This is a genomic window from Citrobacter sp. CK194 (assembly GCF_030333395.1).
Classification (GTDB): domain Bacteria; phylum Pseudomonadota; class Gammaproteobacteria; order Enterobacterales; family Enterobacteriaceae; genus Citrobacter_B; species Citrobacter_B koseri.
This window is the reverse complement of record NZ_JAOWGA010000019.1, coordinates 1,118,968-1,137,744: the sequence shown is the minus strand read 5'-3', so window position 1 is coordinate 1,137,744 and position 18,777 is coordinate 1,118,968. Positions and strand designations below refer to the sequence as shown.

13 protein-coding genes are annotated in these 18,777 nt (G+C 52.1%); 4 read left to right on the top strand and 9 right to left on the bottom strand.

The features are described 5' to 3' along the window. Positions 1-7 precede the first annotated feature (7 nt). A complete protein-coding gene (gene hrpA / locus OGX80_RS21440) occupies positions 8-3,910 on the bottom strand; it encodes an ATP-dependent RNA helicase HrpA (RefSeq protein ID WP_047463604.1) in 3,903 nt (1,300 codons plus the stop codon). 201 nt (positions 3,911-4,111) lie between these two features. Between hrpA and azoR the strand changes: the two genes are divergently transcribed. Beyond that, positions 4,112-4,717 carry an FMN-dependent NADH-azoreductase gene (gene azoR, locus OGX80_RS21435; protein ID WP_049011899.1) on the top strand — a complete coding sequence of 202 codons (606 nt, stop codon included), beginning with the start codon at positions 4,112-4,114 and terminating at the stop codon, positions 4,715-4,717. Positions 4,718-4,779: 62 nt separating this feature from the next. Here the strand turns inward: azoR and OGX80_RS21430 are convergent, their stop codons facing one another. From OGX80_RS21430 to OGX80_RS21400, 7 genes are all read right to left on the bottom strand, one after another. Continuing rightward, positions 4,780-5,649, bottom strand: a complete 870-nt coding sequence (locus tag OGX80_RS21430; RefSeq protein ID WP_049011900.1) for an aldo/keto reductase family oxidoreductase — start codon at positions 5,647-5,649, stop codon at positions 4,780-4,782. 117 nt (positions 5,650-5,766) lie between these two features. After that, positions 5,767-6,090 (bottom strand): YdbL family probable chaperone protein, encoded by a 324-nt coding sequence (locus tag OGX80_RS21425; RefSeq protein ID WP_024130313.1) that lies wholly within the window; start codon positions 6,088-6,090, stop codon positions 5,767-5,769. Between the two features lie 7 nt (positions 6,091-6,097). Beyond that, positions 6,098-6,280: a YnbE family lipoprotein gene (locus OGX80_RS21420; protein WP_012132311.1), complete on the bottom strand. Its 183-nt coding sequence runs from the start codon at positions 6,278-6,280 to the stop codon at positions 6,098-6,100. Further along, positions 6,277-8,916: a YdbH family protein gene (locus OGX80_RS21415; protein ID WP_115181611.1), complete on the bottom strand. Its 2,640-nt coding sequence runs from the start codon at positions 8,914-8,916 to the stop codon at positions 6,277-6,279. Before OGX80_RS21415 ends, OGX80_RS21420 begins: the two co-directional genes overlap by 4 nt. 344 nt (positions 8,917-9,260) lie before the next feature. Beyond that, entirely contained in the window at positions 9,261-9,704 is a 444-nt protein-coding gene (locus tag OGX80_RS21410; RefSeq protein WP_012132309.1) for a DUF417 family protein, read from the bottom strand. A 47-nt stretch (positions 9,705-9,751) separates the two neighbouring features. Next, positions 9,752-10,213 (bottom strand): helix-turn-helix transcriptional regulator, encoded by a 462-nt coding sequence (locus tag OGX80_RS21405; protein ID WP_112002060.1) that lies wholly within the window; start codon positions 10,211-10,213, stop codon positions 9,752-9,754. A 48-nt stretch (positions 10,214-10,261) separates the two neighbouring features. Beyond that, positions 10,262-11,071 carry a YadA-like family protein gene (locus tag OGX80_RS21400; protein ID WP_233644108.1) on the bottom strand — a complete coding sequence of 270 codons (810 nt, stop codon included), beginning with the start codon at positions 11,069-11,071 and terminating at the stop codon, positions 10,262-10,264. A gap of 1,761 nt (positions 11,072-12,832) precedes the next feature. Here OGX80_RS21400 and ldhA point away from each other — a divergent pair. Together ldhA and hslJ are read left to right on the top strand one after the other, a co-directional pair. Beyond that, positions 12,833-13,822, top strand: coding sequence for a D-lactate dehydrogenase (gene ldhA, locus OGX80_RS21395; RefSeq protein ID WP_012132304.1), 990 nt, complete (start codon positions 12,833-12,835; stop codon positions 13,820-13,822). 113 nt (positions 13,823-13,935) lie between these two features. Then, positions 13,936-14,358 (top strand): heat shock protein HslJ, encoded by a 423-nt coding sequence (gene hslJ, locus OGX80_RS21390; RefSeq protein WP_047463583.1) that lies wholly within the window; start codon positions 13,936-13,938, stop codon positions 14,356-14,358. Here hslJ and OGX80_RS21385 read toward each other — a convergent pair. Then, entirely contained in the window at positions 14,355-14,621 is a 267-nt protein-coding gene (locus tag OGX80_RS21385) for a putative hemolysin (protein WP_012132302.1), read from the bottom strand. The genes hslJ and OGX80_RS21385 overlap by 4 nt on opposite strands. Positions 14,622-14,896: 275 nt before the next feature. On the opposite strand from OGX80_RS21385, the gene nifJ reads away from it, so the two are divergent. Then, complete coding sequence (gene nifJ, locus OGX80_RS21380; protein ID WP_115181609.1) at positions 14,897-18,421, top strand: pyruvate:ferredoxin (flavodoxin) oxidoreductase; 3,525 nt, start codon at positions 14,897-14,899, stop codon at positions 18,419-18,421. Positions 18,422-18,777 lie beyond the last annotated feature (356 nt).

Here is an 18,777-nt window from a genome sequence, read left to right as displayed (position 1 = left end):
CATGGAGCTACAGGCTGATTTGCTCCATCGCCTGTAAAATGCGCTTATCGGAGATCGGGTACGGCGTGCCGAGCTGTTGTGCAAAGTAGCTGACGCGCAGCTCCTCAATCATCCAGCGGATTTCTTTGACGTCGTCGTCATCACGGCGGGCTGGCGGCAGCTTGTTAATCCACTGCTGCCAGGCCTGCTGCACGCTTTCGATTTTCAGCATCTGCGCCCTGTCACGGTGCGGATCAACCGCCAGTTTCTCCAGCCGTTTTTCAATCGCCTGCAAATAGCGCAGCGTATCGCCGAGGCGCTTAAAGCCGTTGCCGGTGACAAAACCGCGATACACCAGCCCGCCCATTTGCGCTTTGATATCAGACAGCCCCAGCGCCATCGTCATATCCACACGTCCTTTCAGACGTTTGTTGATCGTGAACACGGCGGTCAGGATCTGCTCGACCTGCTTCGCGATATCGACAACGGTGTCGTTCAGCTCAGCGCGCACCTTCTCATGCAGTGCGGCAAAAGCCTCTTCCGTCCATACCGGGCCGCCATTGGCGTCAATCAGCTTGTCCACGCCGCAGGAGATACAGTCGTCAATCAACTCCAGCACTTTGCCATACGGGTTAAAGTACAGACCGAGCTTGGCTTTGTTCGGCAGTTTTTCGTGCAGATACTTAATCGGCGACGGAATATTCAGCAGCAGCAAGCGGCGTAAACCGCACCACATTGCCTGTTGCTGCTCCAGCGGATTGTCGAACAGCCTGATGGCGACGCTATCACGCTCATCGACCAGCGCAGGCCACGCCTTCACTTTGTAATTGCCGCGTTTCTGCTCATAGCTTTCCGGCAGCTGACCGAAACTCCAGATGTGCAGCCCACTCTGCTCGATGCCGTCATCAGCCACCGCCGAGAGCGTCTCCTGGACTTTCCCTTTCAGCGCCTCTTTCAGCCCCTGCAAAGCGCGCCCTTCCTGCAACTTCTTGTTTTTGTCATCCACCACGCGGAAGGTGATCTTCAGATGATCGGGCACCTGATCCCAGTGCCAGTCTTCGCGATCTACCGTCACGCCGGTCATCCGCCGCAATTCACGCTCCAGCGCATCCAGCAACGGTAGCTCCAGCGGCGTTACGCGACCTAAAAACGCTTCGGCATAGTTCGGCGCCGGAACAAAGTTCCGTCGTACCGGTTTCGGCAGCGATTTAATCAGCGCAATCACCAGCTCACGGCGCAGACCTGGAATTTGCCATTCAAACCCGGACTCTTCCACCTGGTTTAACAACGGAAGCGGGATATGGACGGTGACGCCGTCAGCGTCGGCGCCCGGTTCAAACTGATAGCTCAGCCGCAGCTTAAGATTTCCCTGGTGCCAGAAGTTCGGGTAATCCAGCTTGCTGATTTTTTCCGCGCCCTCTTTGATGAGCATACTCTTTTCAAAGTTGAGCAGATCCGGCGTTTCACGGCTGACTTTTTTCCACCAGTTGTCGAAGTGGCGCGCGGAGATCACGTCATGACTGATGCGCTGGTCGTAGAACTCAAACAGCGTCTCATCATCGACCAGAATGTCGCGACGGCGCGATTTGTGCTCCAGCTCTTCCACTTCCGCACGCAGTTTCAGGTTGTCGCGGAAGAAGGCGTGGCGCGTCTGCCAGTCGCCCTCTACCAGCGCATGACGAATAAACAACTCGCGACACAGCGCCGGGTCGATCTGGCTGTAATTCACCTTACGCGCGGCCACTATCGGCAGACCGTACACGGTCACTTTCTCCGTCGCCATCACCGCGCCCTGCGCCCGTTCCCAGTGCGGTTCGCTGTAAGAACGCTTAATCAGATGCTGGGCAACCGGTTCCACCCACTCGGGATCGATGCGCGCCGCAATGCGCCCCCACAGGCGGCTGGTTTCCACCAGTTCTGCGACCATCGCCCACTTCGGCGGCTTCTTGAACAAACCGGAACCTGGGAAGATGGAGAAACGGGCGTTGCGCGCACCGGTATACTCCTGCTTGTCGGCATCTTTCATCCCGATATGCGACAGCAGCCCGGTCAGCAGCGCGATATGCACTTCACGGTATTGCGCCGGTTCGCTGTTTACCGGAATACCCAGCTCTTTCACCACCTGGCGCAATTGGGTGTAGATATCCTGCCATTCGCGCACGCGCAGATAGTTCAGGTAATCAGTGCGACACAAGCGGCGGAACTGGTTCGACGACAGCGCTTTCTGCTGCTCGCCGAGGTAATTCCACAGATTCACAAAGGCGAGGAAGTCAGACTCTTTATCGTGGAAACGACGGTGCTTCTCATCGGACGCCTGCTGTTTATCCATCGGGCGCTCACGCGGGTCCTGAATAGACAGCGCGGAGGTGATGATCATCGCCTCACGCACGCAGCCGTGTTTCTGCGCTTCCAGCACCATCCGCGCCAGACGCGGGTCTACCGGCAGCTGCGACAACTGGCGTCCTGAAGGCGTCAGTTTATAAGCCGTTTGCTGCTCATCGGTCGTAATCGCCCCAAGCTCTTCCAGCAGACGCACGCCGTCCTGAATGTTGCGTTTATCCGGCGCTTCAACAAACGGGAATGCGGCAATATCGCCCAGCCCCAGCGCCGTCATTTGCAAAATAACCGAAGCCAGGTTGGTACGCAGAATCTCCGGGTCGGTAAATTCCGGGCGCGACAGGAAGTCATCTTCCGAATACAGACGGATGCAGATCCCTTCCGACACACGGCCGCAGCGGCCTTTACGCTGGTTAGCGGAAGCCTGTGAAACCGGTTCAATCGGCAGCCGCTGCACTTTGGTGCGGTAGCTGTAGCGACTGATGCGCGCGGTGCCGGGATCGATAACGTACTTAATGCCCGGTACGGTCAGCGAGGTTTCCGCCACGTTAGTCGCCAGCACGATGCGACGTCCGCTGTGCGACTGGAACACGCGGTTCTGCTCGCTGTTAGAGAGGCGTGCATACAGCGGCAATACTTCGGTATGGCGCAAATTGAGTTTATTGAGCGCATCGGCGGTATCGCGGATTTCACGCTCGCCGCTCATAAAGATCAGGATATCGCCGGGACTTTCACGCCCCAGTTCATCCACCGCGTCAAAAATCGCCTGAAGCTGATCGCGCTCGGTATCGTCCGCTTCTTCGACAATCGGACGATAGCGCACTTCAACCGGGTACGTTCTGCCGGAAACTTCAATGATCGGCGCATTGTTAAAATGACGCGAGAAGCGCTCCGGGTCGATGGTCGCGGAGGTGATGATGATTTTCAGATCCGGGCGACGCGGCAACAGCTCTTTCAGGTAGCCAAGCAGAAAGTCGATATTCAGGCTGCGCTCGTGCGCTTCATCAATGATGATGGTGTCGTACTGCATCAGCAGCCTGTCCTGCTGGATTTCCGCCAGCAGGATACCGTCCGTCATCAGCTTGACCATCGTGTTGTCGCTGACGTGATCGCTGAAACGGACTTTATAACCGATGCAGCCGCCCGGTTCCGTTTGCAACTCTTCGGCAATACGGTTGGCAACGGTACGCGCCGCCAGACGACGCGGCTGCGTATGGCCGATCAGCCCTTTAATACCGCGCCCCAGCTCCATACAAATTTTCGGCAGCTGCGTGGTTTTACCCGAGCCGGTCTCCCCCGCCACAATCACCACCTGGTGGTCGCGAACGGCCTCCAGGATGGCCTGTTTTTTCTGGCTGACAGGCAGGTTTTCTGGATACGTTATTTCCGGTCTGGCGGCTTCGCGCAGCACAATTTTACCTGCTGCCTGTTCAATCTCTTTCGCCATCTCCAGGAGAATGGCCTGTTGTGCATCAGGTTTTTTAACCTTCTTCACGCCATGCAGGCGGCGGGCAAAGCGCTGCCTGTCACGCAGCATCAGCGTATCCAGCTGTTGCTGAAGTGCGGCGAAGGTGATTTTCTGTTGTTCTGTCATAGCATTAGAGGGCAGTGCTCTGCCGGGTAAAATCTCTTTTTAATGATTGGTATAGAGTACCACATCGGCGCTTTTCGTGTGTTGTTCAATAATTTCGAACATAGGATTCGATATATTGCGCTATCTCTGCGACAGGATTGTGAATAGAGTGTCAACAAGCAACGGGGCTCACCCCATTCAAACACATAAAAGGAAACACCCATGAGCAAAGTATTAGTTCTTAAATCCAGTATTCTGGCAGGGTACTCTCAGTCTGGTCAGTTGTCTGATTATTTTGTTGAACAGTGGCGCGAAAAGCATCCTGCGGATGCAATCACCGTGCGCGACCTGGCCGCGAATCCTGTTCCGGTACTGGATGGCGAACTGGTGGGTGCCCTGCGCCCGAGCGACGCTCCGCTGACTCCTCGTCAACAGGATGCGCTGTCGCTGTCCGACGAGCTGATCGCGGAACTGCAAGCGCACGATGTGATCGTCATTGCGGCGCCGATGTACAACTTCAACATCCCGACTCAGTTGAAAAACTATTTTGACCTGGTTGCCCGCGCAGGCGTCACCTTCCGTTACACCGAGAAAGGGCCGGAAGGTCTGGTGACCGGTAAACGTGCGGTGATTCTCTCCAGCCGTGGCGGTATCCACAAAGATACGCCGACTGACCTGATCGCGCCGTACCTGAAAGTCTTCCTGGGCTTTATTGGTATCACCGACGTGAACTTCGTGTTTGCTGAAGGGATTGCTTACGGCCCGGAAGTCGCGGCCAAAGCGCAGTCTGACGCCAAAGCGGCGATTGACAGCGTTGTTGCTGCATAAGATTTATTTGCCTCATCCGGCCTGCAAGGGGTGTCATCCTCCCGCAGGCCGGATAACCTCCATCAGGCATTCATGCCATTCAGCACCGCAAGAACTTCATCCGAAAGTTGCAAATCCCCTGCCGCCATATTTTCACGCAAATGCGTCACTGACGACGTTCCCGGAATTAACAGGATATTGGCTGAACGTTGCAGCAACCATGCCAGCGCTACCTGCATTGGCGTCGCATTCAGGCTGGCGGCAACGTCGGAGAGCGTTGATGACTGCAACGGCGTAAACCCGCCCAGCGGGAAGAACGGCACATAAGCGATACCCTCGCCCGCCAGCGCGTCAATGAGTGCGTCATCCTGGCGATGGACAATGTTGTACTCATTCTGCACGCAAACAATTTCGGCAATCTTCCTCGCCTCAGCCACCTGTTTCGCGGTGACATTGCTCAGACCGATATGCTTCACCAGCCCCTGCTGCTGAAGTTCTGCCAGCACGCTAAAACTCTCTTCGATAGATCCTTCATGCGGGCCATGACCGTCGCCGAACATAACGCGCAGGTTGACCACATCCAGCACATCAAGTCCGAGATTACGCAGATTATCGTGAACCGCCTGCTTCAGTTCCGCAGGCGAGAAAGCGGGCAACCACGACGCATCTTCCCCGCGACGGGCGCCAATTTTGGTGACGATCGCCAGATCGTCAGGATACGGATGCAGCGCTTCTCGAATGATTTGGTTCGTAACATGCGGGCCGTAAAAATCGCTGGTATCAATGTGATTCACACCCAGCGAAATCGCCTCCCGAAGCACCGTCAGCGCGACGTGACGGTCTCTCGGCGGGCCAAATACACCAGGTCCTGCCAGTTGCATGGCCCCATACCCCAGCCGTTTTACCTGCCGGGAACCGAGAGAAAACGTCGCTGAATTACCGTGACTTGCCATAACTGCCCCTCTTGCTGAATATCGCTTCGGAGCAGACAGTATAGAAACTTACCCTGCAAATTATCGCGCTTTATCATACAAAACAGAAAATACGTAGAAGCTACGCACTGTTGCCAGTTACTTTTTCAGCCACTTACCGTTAATACCCTGTACATACTCACCCGGCTTTGCCCGGTCGACCAGCTTTTGTCCGGCCATTTTCGCCACCTCATCCACCGGAATCTGATGGCTTTTCGCCAGCTGTTGATAACTGGCGCTACGCTCTTTATTAATCTCGCTGACGAGCGAGCGCGTTTCTGGATCGGTTGCCAACGCCACCAGATAACCATTAAGCGTTTCCCCCACTCGCCCTTGCGTTCTTGCTTCGCTTAGGGTCAACGCGATGGCGTTGCAGCTCAATAAACTCAGGATAAGAACGGTCGCTCTAAGCTGTTTTTTCATCATGACCTCAGAACAAATCACTGCGTGACTTCAATAAACTTTCCACGTCCTTATCAACCTTGATATGAATTTCATGCTCAATTTTGACGTTCATATTGATGGTGATCGGTTCCTTCGGCGCTGCAACTTCAATACGCGGCGTACAGCCAGCCAGTAAGAAGAGCGCCAGCATGGCAATCATCGTTTTCATTGTTGTTCCTCACATTCCTTGCCTTCCGGGCAACGGGTTTCCGGCAACGCGGTGTTTTGTTCAAGCCATGCCTGTAAGTTGTCGCCAAAACGCAAACTGCGCCAGAGCGTAAAGACATTTTCTTCATGGGTATAGTTCAGGTTAACCGTGCCGACTTTACCGTCCACATGGCTTTTACCCGTGACCGTCGCCTGCATGGTCAGCACGCCCAGATTGTCCAGATTAATCTTCGTCCACGAACGGGCAATCTCCATATAGCGTAGCCAGTTGATTGCCGCGCCTGCCGCCATATTGTCTTTGACGACCGCATCGGCGGTATCTTTATCGATACGCAGCGTCATCGGGCCTGGATTGGTTAACCAGCCGTCTTTAATGATCCATTTTTCATTGCTCAGCCACAGCGGAAGCGCGCCGCTAACCGGGCCGGACATCGCAAATTGTTTGGGATTCACCGCGCTGATCAGTTCGCTGGAAGAGACATTTTGCACCCGCAGCAGTGCCGGATCGTGCTGCGGCATACGTAGCTGTTTCATGATGATTTTGCCGCCCAGCACATCCACGCTCACGTCACTCAGCAATAAAGGATTCTCTTCGCTCCACGGATAGCTTCCCTGGAGATCGGCCGTGATATTTTTCGCGGTGACCTGGTTTACCACCTCTGCGATGCGTAATGACACCGGCCCGCGCGTTCCCAGTTGCCAGGCGCCCTGACTGAAACGGAACGGCAACACAAAATCGACGCCGTTGATTTGGTTGTCCGGCATCCAGGCGCTACCGCCTTTCAGTACGCCGTGTCCACCCGCTTCAAACCCCTGCTCCTCTGCGGCGGAAAAAGCCACCTGCGCGTACAGTTCGCCTGCGCGCAAATTCATTTTCCAGTCAGGAGGCAGCAAGGGCTGGAAGACCGTAACAGACTGTTTTGGCCACCAGGCCTGCCCGCGTAAACGAATGCCGTCCCAGCGCCCATTTACCCGTACTGGCCCAATCGCCCCTGCGTGCAGGTCGCCTTTGAACTGGAATACCGTTGGGTCCGTTCCTTCAACGCTGAATTTGAGCGTTGACGGCGGTAAGACGCTGCCGCCGGTGAACACAGTATTGCCCGCATCCAGCGATAACGCGCCGCTGAAGGTCGGGTTCCCGGCATCACGAACCCACACGATCGGTTTATCCAGCACCAGGCGCGGAGACTCCACCGTCATCGTGCCGTATTGCAGTTGATCGAACCCGGTGGACAGGTCGGTAAGCGTGATGGTGTTATCGTGCCATTCTCCTTTCCCGGCGACATCCCAACCGGCGTTCATCGGAGTGAAGCTGCCCTCGCCCCAGTAGCGCCACTGCCAGCGCCCCGCATCGGGAAGAAAATCATTCGCCAGCCCATCAAGATGCAGGACAAAGTCGCCCATCTTATTTTCGTGCGCGCGTAAAATTGCCTGTAATCGGCCATCAACTCCGCGTTGGGTGACTTTTACGCCAGCCAGCGGCCAGCGAATTTCGTCAATATCCAGAGAGTCAATCACCCGGCCACGAGAACGCAACAGCGCGCCGGGTTCAAAGGTCAGTTGTGGATCGGCCAGACTGCCGGTGAGCTGTGTCGGCAGTACCGCATAAAAGATCAGATCATCCTGTTTCGCTTCACCGGTTAAACGCAAGGGCATGTCGCTGTTATCCATATTCAGCTTGCCTGGCCCAATCGTCAGCACCGCATTGCCTTTACCCGCATCGCCTTGCGTCAGAACATTCAACCGGCCGCTTATCACCGCATTTTCAAGACCTGCCTGCCAGTTATCAATGTTGATCCCCAGACGTCCGCTCAGCGGAAAGCCCTGATACGGCCAGTTCCAGCGTCCATCGCTGATGGCAAGTTGCTGGCGAGTGACCAGCCAGGGGAGATCGAGCAGCGGCTCCGGGTTACCGCGCGCCATGACGATCAGCTGTCCGGCGTTGTCCCGCCACTCCAGTTCCGCATCCACCAGCGACGGTTCCTGCGGCAGGCTCAGCGTTGCGACGGCGTGTCCGTTCACCGGCAGCCCGTCCGGCACCAGGGGCAGCGTAAATTCCCCTTCCAGTTTTACAGGGGGCTGATTTTCGAAGGCGCTCACCTCCAGTTGGCTGACGGTGAAGTTTTGCCCGTGCAACCGCCCCTGAAAGTTGACCTTCTCGCCCTGATAACGAATCTGTTGGAGGGCTGGCGTCAGCGAAAGCGACAATTTCCCCTGCCATTCCTGCCAGGGAGAAAGAATAAGCCTGTCGATATTAACCCAGGTATTAGGCAGCATAGACTGCCATTCTGCGAGCGTGCGCGGCGCCGCGGGCGATGGTTCAGATTCAGGGAGTTTTGCCAGACAGGCGGAGTCCAGTTCAAGCGTACCGATATTCAGCTGCCAGCGGCTGGGATGGGTGAGTTCCGCGCCGCTCATGCGTGCTAACGGGCAGTCCTCCACCAGATAACGCAGCTCCGGGATATGCAGGCCGTGGCGCGTAAGTTTCGGGCTTTCATCCAGCGCGATACGCGTACCAACCGGTAACCAGATGCCCGCCAGCGTAGGAAGCCACAGGCCAAGCGTCATGAGCAGCGTTAACGGTATAAGGATCAATAATAAAAGTAGCGCGAGAACGGCTTTGTATTTACCCTTCATGGGTAGTTAATATCCTGATTTAGCAAAAATTAAGCCGGTAAGGCCCGTATTGTGGCATGTTTGGGCGCTCAGTTGAAGGCATCGCCCTCACTAAGGATAGATGTTCTGCCGCGACCCAACAATTTTGAGGTCGTCTTAGAAATGATAAAGTTGATGATATAACAGAGCGTTAGTATCCGTTCTTTCTGCCATCGCACCGTGATGGCGCACATCCGCAGTCAGGCAAACATTTTGTACTGAATTAACTCAGTCTCCTGATTTATTACGGAAAACAGAGGCGCAGAGGACTGACCATTTGCAGATCCTCTGCCTGGGCTCACATTCCTGCCATCCTGTAGCAGCGTTTATACCCGGTATGTTCCATTCCTGAATGCCAGATACCGGGTAAGGTCATATTTCAGCAAAACTGCGCCAGCGCCAATCAAGAGAACATCCTTGATAATGAAGCTGTCAATTTTCCCCAGTTGTGGCAGCAGGCTCAGAGTCGTTACTCCTGTAGTGATAACAATGAGATCGCCAGATATGCCAACACCAGGTCGGGCGAAGCCAATGATCAACGCAAGAAATGTAATGGTTTCCATAACGCCAAGGAAATAACTTCCCCCGTGGACACCAAAAATCAAATACAGAATATTGAGCCATGTTGATGAAATCAGAGGCTCCAGGGCCATAACTTCAAAGTCAAACCATTTATAAGTACCAAACAACATAAATACACCGATAACGCTCAGGCGAAGAATGACGATATCGTAATCTGAGCGAATGAATCGATTAATGAAATTCTTCATTCATATTCTCCGGGAAGATAATAATGAGATGCCAGCCAGATTTTATCTCAGATGAGAAATATCAGTTCAAAAAAAGCATTCCGATCAATGCCGTTACTTTTAAATGGCAGGTGCATTCCATTTTTTAAGCCGATTTTTTTCTTGATATTGTAAATATGCGAATATACTGTTTTCTTACTTCGACCTCTCATCCTGGCGATTTGCTCTACACTAAAGTGTTTATAGTATAAAAGGAAAGCGATAATTCTTTCATTATGTGTTAATGATTTACCTTGGTCATTCAAACAAGATCCATGCTTCATATTGCAAGGCTCTGACTTGCAGGCAAGGTAAAAATCATACCCGTAGAAAAGTATGCTCATGAGTCCGGCGAACTCATTATCACAGATAATAAAATACGTTTCTCTTTCGCTGTTAAAATGTTCAACGCCAAGTGCCTCACACGAATTGAATAATACTTCAGCGCCTTGCTGAAAATAAAAATCATGCGTCGCGATGATAATTTTCATTATTGCTCCATGAGCAGGGAGTAAAATACCCCCTGCTGTAAGCTTTAATCAGAACTCCAGACTAATACCCGTGTTCCATGAAACGGAATCTCCACCGGCCGCAACTGCCATTTTACCTGCAACATTGTCTGTAAAGCGGTAGCCGATCCCAACGGCTACTGCCTGCTTATCTGAATATCCTCCCAATGCCGCAGTAGCATTAAATTTACCCACGCTATAAGGCTGGAATAAACCTGCAAGCGCCGCATTCTGAGCTGCACTTTCACGAATTTCTTTGCGGTTGTTAGATATCTGTTTTTGCAGACCATTCATTCTGTCTGCCGCCATTTTTTGCCAGGATTCATGAAGATCTAAACGGCGACTATTCTTACTGGCCGCAGACTGGTTAGCATTGATTTTTCCAGATAAATATTTGCTGGTCTGAGAAAGCTCGCCACGAACAGCTTCCGTATTGTTGTCTATACGCGCGTAAGCATCCCTTTTGACACTGCCGATTTCGCCGCGCAAGGAATCACCCTGCTGCTTAAGCTCGTCACGCACGGCTTTTGCATTACTGTCGGCCCGTGCGTAGGCATCCCTTTTGGCGCTGCCGATTTCACCACGCAGGGAATCACCCTGCTGCTTAAGCTCACCACGCACGACTTTCGCATTATTGTCAGCCTGTGCAATTGCATCAGCTTTGGCCTGGCCGATTTCGCCGCGCAGAACATCCTTTTGTTCATCCAGTTCTTTATTAACCTTCCCAACGCTTACGGTCACGTCCTGTTTCACCGTATTTATTGCGTCCCGCTGTGAAGACAGCGAGCGATTTTGAGCATCAATATGCTCCGCTAAAACATCAGTATAAACACTCTGCAAGATATCCCGAGCACTAATAGCATTATCAACATACTCTCTCGTACTTTTATCTGTAGATTTAATATACTCTCTCGTACTGTCATTTGTAGCCTTTACATGACTATCTATATACTTAATCAGTTCTTCTTTAGAAACGCCCCCTTTTTGAGAAACGGTTTGAGCTAATGTAGCCAGTTGGGTATATAGCTCACGTTTAGTGACTGTTTTATCGAGATCGTTGTCCTAGCCCGCTGCCCAACTGATATTGCTTAGAGCCCCGAACAAAACCACACCTAACATAGAGGCCATAACATTCTTATGCATGTAAACACCCTTAAATTAAAATTAGGAACAATTTTTATCTATTGCAGAAATAAACAGACTCAACCAGAGAACAACAATCTGGAATTCGCCATCTTTTGCGTAGGAAGTTTTCAATCAACCAGACTTGCCTGATTCCAACTTTTAAATTAATTGCTATCATCTCTCGACTGAAGCCAGAAAGTATTAGTGCAAGAACACTTTTAGACAGCTTCGATAACCTCCCGGAAGAAAGTCGCGCATGTGTTATTTCATTAAGTAAAGGTACTGTATCCGTAAGATACGCTGTATCCTGAACAGATTCTTTCCTTAGTAAAACAGGAGGAAGAAAATAAATTACACGCTGTATTGTTTTCTCGTGGTGTTTTACACCGCTTCTCCCTTCAATAGTGAAGTAGTTAAAAAACTCAGCAATGGTCTCATCCACAGGCAAAAAATAGCCATGCTTAAATATCAATGCTGCGCACGGGTAACATTCCCGAACATGCAGCCAGAAACTCAAAAATAAAGACGGCCGCCCATATATTACGACAGTAGCTGAAGGATACCTGTGAAGCTGCTCCAGTAGACTACATGTAGAGCAGGCATTTTCAGTTATTGAAATTGGTTTATTCAATAAGGTTATCTTGCTTACTGTTCCAGGCTTATTCATCGACAGATTCATCGCGTACATTTTTATTCCATTAAAAAGTCGCTACGATACTGCGCGCAGTCATAATAACACCTCCAACTTAACTTCGCCGGATAAGACAGGATTTAACATGCTGTGTTGTTAATAGTATGTATTAAGTTAAGGCAATATCATCCCTCCACTCTCGTTTGTATTGAACGTGTTAATAAAAATCACGAGGATTCAAGTTAAAATAACAAAACTAATTTCTTGGTTAAATTATGCTTATTTGGAATCCTTTGACAATCCCTTGATAAACGGGATAACAGGAGCATATCAACGCCTGTTTAAATAAGTGCAAAAAATAAAAGGGAAATTACTGCTGGTCACACCAGACAGGACAATTGGTGAAATTTACAGAAATGTGATAAATATCACAGCAAAGGAAAAAGTTCATGAAATTCATCATGGAATGGAGCGATGGGCGGAGCAATTATTAATTTTTGTCAATCAATTGAAGCGATAGGTGATTTCGTATGAAAGTGAGAGTTTGCAGGTTATGTCTGTCGGTTGTTCGACGTTACGAACGTCTGTCAGCCTGATTCGCTACAGAAAGAATACGTCAGTCTGTGGAAGAGTAACTGACCCACTGATAAGGCATGGGTTCAGAATGACCGGAAGGGAAATATGTGTTAAAGAAAGTTGTTTAATTTTAGTATGATAGGTGCCTTAAGAAGAGATGTTCTAAAATTATTCATTATGTCATGGTTACGTCTATCAATTATTTTTTAAATTTTGTAAGATAATTTTAATTGATTCAATGTTATTCCACCATCGCTGGAGAAAGTCTTATGAAACTCGCTGTTTACAGTACAAAGCAGTACGACAAGAAGTACCTGCAACATGTTAACGAGTCCTTTGGTTTTGAACTTGAATTTTTTGACTTTCTGCTGACTGAAAAAACGGCAAAAACCGCCAACGGTTGCGAAGCGGTATGCATCTTCGTTAACGACGACGGCAGCCGCCCGGTTCTGGAAGAGCTGAAAAAGCACGGCGTAAAATACATTGCGCTGCGTTGCGCTGGCTTCAATAACGTCGATCTGGACGCCGCAAAAGAGCTGGGTCTGCAAGTCGTGCGCGTCCCGGCCTATTCTCCTGAAGCCGTCGCCGAACATGCGATTGGTATGATGATGACGCTGAACCGTCGCATTCATCGCGCTTATCAACGTACCCGTGATGCAAACTTTTCACTGGAAGGTCTGACCGGTTTTACCATGCACGGTAAAACGGCTGGCGTGATCGGGACGGGCAAGATCGGCGTCGCCGCGCTGCGTATTCTGAAAGGTTTTGGTATGCGACTGCTGGCGTTTGATCCTTACCCAAGCGCCGCCGCGCTGGAGCTTGGCGTGGAGTATGTCGATCTGCCGACGCTGTTTGCGGAATCTGATGTCATTTCTCTGCATTGCCCGCTGACAGCTGAAAACTACCATTTGCTTAATCATGCTGCGTTCGATCAGATGAAAAATGGGGTGATGGTGATCAACACCAGTCGTGGGGCGTTGATTGATTCGCAGGCGGCAATTGAAGCGCTGAAAAACCAGAAGATTGGCTCACTGGGGATGGATGTCTATGAAAACGAACGCGATCTGTTCTTTGAGGACAAGTCCAACGATGTGATTCAGGATGACGTATTCCGTCGTCTGTCTGCCTGCCATAACGTGCTATTCACCGGGCACCAGGCTTTCCTGACCGCGGAAGCGTTGACCAGCATCTCGGAAACCACTCTGCAAAATCTGGAACAGCTCTCAAAAGGTGAAACCTGCCCGAACGCCCTGTTCTGACCCTTCTGCTCCCCTGCGTTCAGGGGAGCACTTTCAGATAATCCCCGATGATATACCAGGCCATATCATTACAATTATGAATGATTTCCCGTCAGCAAATGTAGAGAGTTTTAATGAAGAAGATCGTCGCACTGGTTGCACTCAGCATGCTTATGGCAGGCTGCGTCAGCAATGGAAAAGTCTCCGTTAACCGTGATCAGCTACAGCATCACCGTTTTGTTCTGGAGAGTGTAAACGGAAAACCAGTCGCTGCGGGTAAGAACGCCCCGGAGTTAAGCTTCGGTGAAAAAATGACGGTTTCCGGCCGCATGTGCAACCGCTTCAGCGGCCAGGGCAAGCTGTCTGATGGCGAGCTGAAAGTCAAAGAAATGGCGATGACGCGTATGATGTGCGCCGACCCGCAGTTAAATGAACTGGATCACACCATTAGCGCGATGCTCAAACAGGGCGCGCAGGTCGACTTAACGGCTAACCAGTTGACGCTGGCGACCGCAGAACAAACGCTGATGTTCCGACTGGCTGATTTAGTGCATTAATAGCTGCCGCAGCTTCCAGCGGCGAGCGACTGTTCACTACAGCGTTTGCCGTTGGGTAATGCGCACATGCCGATCGCCGACCCGTCAAGCTGACGGGCAACAGAGAGCGACCCGCCAATCATGGCGCAGTTAGCTTCCCCGGAACTGGACATTGCCGCCTTTAACCCCGGCGCAACATGCGCTGCCGTCGCCTGCTGAACAGGCTCATTACTACAGGCCGACAATAATAACGCGGCACACCCCACTAAAAACGCTGCGCGCATCTCTCTCCCCTCTGAACGTTAGCCAAAACGACACCGCCATAAATAATAGGCAGGCTGCCCTGCGTCGTCGAGAGGCAAACTGCCCATTTATGCGGTTCATTGACATTTTTTAGCAATTTTTTTGCCCTCTCTTTGATCAAATCATTCATTCCCTCTATTCCAGGGACACAAAAGCGAAAATGGTAGAGATCGGGGTTTGCTAAAATAGAGAGATAACTATCAGGGCCCGCCGATGTTTCGCGAGTCCCTCTTTTTGTGCAATGTAAGGGTGTCATATGATCACTATTGACGGTAATGGCGCGGTTGCTTCGGTCGCATTCCGTACCAGCGAAGTTATCGCCATCTACCCAATTACGCCCAGTTCGACAATGGCTGAGCAGGCGGATGCCTGGGCCGGAAACGGGCTTAAGAACGTCTGGGGCGATACCCCTCGCGTCGTAGAAATGCAGTCGGAAGGCGGCGCCATCGCCACCGTTCACGGGGCATTACAGACCGGCGCGCTCTCGACCTCATTTACCTCATCTCAGGGCCTGCTGCTGATGATCCCAACGTTGTACAAACTGGCGGGACAGCTCACGCCGTTTGTACTCCACGTCGCCGCACGCACCATTGCTACTCATGCCTTGTCTATTTTTGGCGATCACTCTGATGTGATGGCGGTTCGCCAGACCGGCTGCGCCATGCTGAGCGCCGGTAGCGTTCAGGAAGCGCAGGATTTCGCGCTCATTTCGCAGATTGCCACGCTGAAAAGCCGCGTGCCATTTATTCATTTCTTTGATGGTTTCCGCACCTCGCATGAAATCAATAAAATTGTGCCGCTGGCGGATGACACCATTCTGAAACTGATGCCGCAGGCTGAAATTGACGCGCACCGCTCCCGCGCGCTCAATCCTGAACATCCGGTGATTCGCGGCACGTCTGCCAACCCGGATACCTACTTCCAGTCCCGTGAAGCCACGAACCCGTGGTACAACGCGGTTTATGACCACGTTGAACAGGCAATGAATGATTTCGCCGGGGCCACCGGTCGCCAGTACAAGCCGTTTGAATACTATGGCCATCCGCAGGCGGAACGCGTCATTATTCTGATGGGTTCCGCAATCGGCACCTGTGAGGAAGTGGTGGACGAGCTGCTGGCGCGCGGCGAAAAAGTGGGCGTACTGAAAGTCCGTCTGTTCCGTCCGTTCTCAGCGAAACATTTATTACAGGCGCTGCCGGAAACCGTACGTACCGTCGCCGTACTGGATCGCACCAAAGAGCCTGGCGCGCAGGCCGAACCGCTGTATCTGGATGTGATGACCGCGCTGGCGGAGGCATTCAACAGCGGCGAGAGAGAAACCTTACCGCGGGTGATCGGCGGGCGCTATGGTCTCTCCTCAAAAGAGTTTGGCCCCGATTGCGTGCTGGCTGTTTTCAACGAACTGGCGAGCGCCAGACCCAAATCCCGCTTCACAGTTGGCATCTATGATGATGTCACTAATCTGTCTCTGCCCCTGCCGGAAAACACCCTGCCCGGTACAGCGAAACTGGAAGCGCTATTTTACGGTCTGGGCAGCGACGGCAGCGTTTCTGCAACCAAAAACAACATCAAGATTATTGGTAACTCCACGCCGTGGTATGCACAGGGTTACTTTGTCTATGACTCGAAGAAAGCTGGCGGCCTGACGGTCTCTCACCTGCGCGTCAGCGAGCAGCCGATTCGTTCCGCTTACCTGGTGGCGCAGGCTGATTTTGTCGGCTGCCACCAGTTGCAGTTTATTGATAAGTATCAGATGGCGGAACGTCTGAAACCAGGCGGTATTTTCCTGCTCAATACGCCGTACAACGCAGATGAAGTCTGGGCACGTCTGCCGCAGGAAGTTCAGGCGGTGCTGAACCAGAAAAAAGCGCGGTTCTTTGTGATTAACGCGGCTAAAATCGCCCGCGAATGCGGACTGGCGGCACGTATTAATACCGTGATGCAGATGGCCTTCTTCCACCTGACGCAGATTCTGCCTGGTGATAGCGCGCTAGCGGAATTACAGGGGGCGATAGCGAAAAGCTACAGCAGTAAAGGCCAGGAGCTGGTTGAGCGTAACTGGCAGGCGCTGGCGCTGGCGCGCGAATCGGTAACAGAAGTTCCGTTGCAGGCGGTGGACCCGCACAGCGCAAATCGTCCTCCGGTGGTGTCTGACGCAGCGCCCGATTTCGTTAAAACGGTTACAGCCGCCATGCTCGCCGGGCTTGGTGACGCCCTGCCCGTTTCAGCGTTGCCGCCAGACGGCACCTGGCCGATGGGGACGACCCGTTGGGAAAAACGCAACATCGCCGAAGAGATCCCTATCTGGAAAGAAGAGCTGTGTACCCAGTGTAACCACTGTGTCGCCGCCTGCCCGCACTCGGCGATCCGCGCTAAAGTGGTTTCGCCGGAAGCAATGGAGAACGCCCCGGCCAGTCTGCACTCGCTGGATGTGAAATCACGCGATATGCGTGGTCAAAAATACGTATTGCAGGTGGCGCCGGAAGACTGCACGGGTTGTAACCTGTGTGTTGAAGTTTGCCCGGCGAAAGACCGCCAGAACCCTGAAATCAAGGCCATCAACATGATGTCTCGCCTTGAGCATGTCGAAGAAGAAAAAGTGAATTATGACTTCTTCCTCAATCTGCCGGAAATCGACAAGAGCAAGCTGGAACGTATTGATATTCGCACCTCTCAACTGATCACGCCGCTGTTCGAATACTCCGGCGCCTGCTCCGGTTGTGGTGAAACGCCGTATATCAAGCTGCTGACCCAGCTGTATGGCGACCGCATGTTAATTGCCAACGCGACCGGCTGTTCTTCTATTTATGGCGGTAATCTGCCTTCAACGCCTTACACCACCGATGCCAACGGTCGCGGCCCCGCATGGGCGAACTCGCTGTTTGAAGATAACGCCGAATTCGGTCTGGGCTTTCGCCTGACGGTTGATCAACATCGCGTGCGCGTCATGCGCCTGCTGGAACAGTTCGCCGATCGCATCCCAACGGATTTAAACGACGCATTGCACGCCGAAGCGACGCCGGAAGTTCGTCGTGAACAGGTCGCCGCATTACGCCAGCATCTGAAAGATGTCGACGGCGCGCATGAACTGTTAACCGATGCCGATGCGCTGATTGAGAAATCAATCTGGCTGATTGGCGGTGACGGCTGGGCCTACGATATTGGCTTTGGCGGTCTGGATCATGTGCTGAGCCTGACCGAGAACGTCAATATTCTGGTTCTGGACACGCAGTGTTATTCCAATACCGGCGGACAGGCGTCGAAAGCGACGCCGCTTGGCGCGGTCACGAAGTTTGGCGAACACGGCAAGCGCAAAGCGCGTAAGGATCTGGGTGTGAGCATGATGATGTACGGTCATGTGTATGTCGCGCAGATCTCGCTGGGCGCGCAGTTAAACCAGACGGTGAAAGCAATCCAGGAAGCGGAAGCGTATCCGGGGCCATCGCTGATCATTGCCTACAGCCCATGTGAAGAACACGGCTACGACCTGGCGCTGAGCCACGATCAGATGCGTCAGTTAACGGCTACCGGCTTCTGGCCACTGTACCGCTTTGACCCGCGTCGCGCCGATGAGGGTAAACTGCCGCTGGCGCTGGACTCCCGTCCACCGTCAGACGCGCTGGCAGAGACGCTGCTCAACGAGCAACGCTTCCGCCGTCTGAATGCACAGCAGCCAGACGTTGCTGAACAGCTCTGGAAGGATGCGACGGCGGATCTGCAAAAACGCTATGACTTCCTTGCTCAACTGGCAGGTAAAGCGGAAAAGAGCGGTGCTGAATAATACGGCTGTTTGAGTATTCGTCAGAACGAAAAAAAGCCCGAACCAAGGTTCGGGCTTGTCAATTCATTCGCTGGAAGATCAGTACTTATCGCAATGGCCCAACGAAAAAAGCAAAATGTGACAATAAAGGCATATAACCCGCGCAGAATATCGCAACAAAATTAAATTGTATAATTTTTATTTTATATGTTTTATTAAAAAACATTCATGTCAATTATCATCATTTCTGTAGAATTATTTAATTAAGATTTTACTTAAGACGTAACAATTCATATTTATCTCTTTACGGAACTTCTCCTTTAGCATGATTTCACTTCCCTTATGGGGAGTCACAGGTAAATAAAAAAACTAAAGGG

Excerpts from the sequence above, each read along its gene's own strand:
- nifJ (WP_115181609.1), top strand. The coding sequence starts at position 14,897 with ATGATCACTATTGACGGTAATGGCGCGGTTGCTTCGGTCGCATTCCGT.
- OGX80_RS21425 (WP_024130313.1), bottom strand. The coding sequence starts at position 6,090 with ATGAAAAAACAGCTTAGAGCGACCGTTCTTATCCTGAGTTTATTGAGC.
- OGX80_RS21415 (WP_115181611.1), bottom strand. The coding sequence starts at position 8,916 with ATGAAGGGTAAATACAAAGCCGTTCTCGCGCTACTTTTATTATTGATC.
- hslJ (WP_047463583.1), top strand. The coding sequence starts at position 13,936 with ATGAAGAAGATCGTCGCACTGGTTGCACTCAGCATGCTTATGGCAGGC.
- OGX80_RS21385 (WP_012132302.1), bottom strand. The coding sequence starts at position 14,621 with ATGCGCGCAGCGTTTTTAGTGGGGTGTGCCGCGTTATTATTGTCGGCC.
- ldhA (WP_012132304.1), top strand. The coding sequence starts at position 12,833 with ATGAAACTCGCTGTTTACAGTACAAAGCAGTACGACAAGAAGTACCTG.
- OGX80_RS21410 (WP_012132309.1), bottom strand. The coding sequence starts at position 9,704 with ATGAAGAATTTCATTAATCGATTCATTCGCTCAGATTACGATATCGTC.
- azoR (WP_049011899.1), top strand. The coding sequence starts at position 4,112 with ATGAGCAAAGTATTAGTTCTTAAATCCAGTATTCTGGCAGGGTACTCT.
- hrpA (WP_047463604.1), bottom strand. The coding sequence starts at position 3,910 with ATGACAGAACAACAGAAAATCACCTTCGCCGCACTTCAGCAACAGCTG.
- OGX80_RS21405 (WP_112002060.1), bottom strand. The coding sequence starts at position 10,213 with ATGAAAATTATCATCGCGACGCATGATTTTTATTTTCAGCAAGGCGCT.
- OGX80_RS21420 (WP_012132311.1), bottom strand. The coding sequence starts at position 6,280 with ATGAAAACGATGATTGCCATGCTGGCGCTCTTCTTACTGGCTGGCTGT.
- OGX80_RS21430 (WP_049011900.1), bottom strand. The coding sequence starts at position 5,649 with ATGGCAAGTCACGGTAATTCAGCGACGTTTTCTCTCGGTTCCCGGCAG.